Origin of the sequence: Caballeronia arationis (assembly GCF_001544975.2) — a bacterium.
In the GTDB taxonomy this organism is placed as follows: domain Bacteria; phylum Pseudomonadota; class Gammaproteobacteria; order Burkholderiales; family Burkholderiaceae; genus Caballeronia; species Caballeronia arationis.
Genome location: NZ_FCOG02000624.1, coordinates 1 through 509, shown reverse-complemented (window position 1 = coordinate 509; position 509 = coordinate 1). Strand labels below are relative to the sequence as shown.

The 509-nt window shown below is 64.0% G+C and carries 1 protein-coding gene; it reads right to left on the bottom strand.

The window, feature by feature from the left end:
- On the bottom strand, positions 1-509 hold a 509-nt coding region (locus AWB81_RS46355; protein ID WP_374730562.1), incomplete at both ends, for an amidohydrolase family protein.

Sequence of the window (509 nt, the reverse complement as noted above, 5' to 3'; positions counted from 1 at the left end):
GCGACGTCCGCCGCTTCCTCCAAATGCCAGTAGGGCACGCGCAGATCCCACGAAAAGCCGTAGTCGTCGAGCAATGCAAGCCCGCGCAGCCACGCATCGTCCTGCATCGTGCCGCGCTGGCCGCGCAACGAATGGCCCGGCCCTGCCGAGATCTCCGGCTTCGAGCGCACGCCCCGCACGAGCGGGCTTTTCGCGTGGCCGGCGAGAATCTCCGCGCAGTCCGGCTGCACGAAATACACGTGCCCGACGATCGCGCTTGGCAGACCGGTCTTCGCGTTCAGTTGCGTGAGCCATTCGGTTTCGCGCACCTGTTCCTTGCGCGAACGCTCGGCCTCGACGTGTACTGTGCCGATCACGTCGAACCCGGCAGTCGCGCGGCGGTATTGCTCCGGCAAAAAGTCGCTGCACATGCGGCGATAGTCACCAAGGAAGAACGTGTCGTCGTATTCGTTGGTGAGCCAGGGAAACGTGCCGTCTGACAGGTCCCAGAAATGATGATGCGCGTCGAG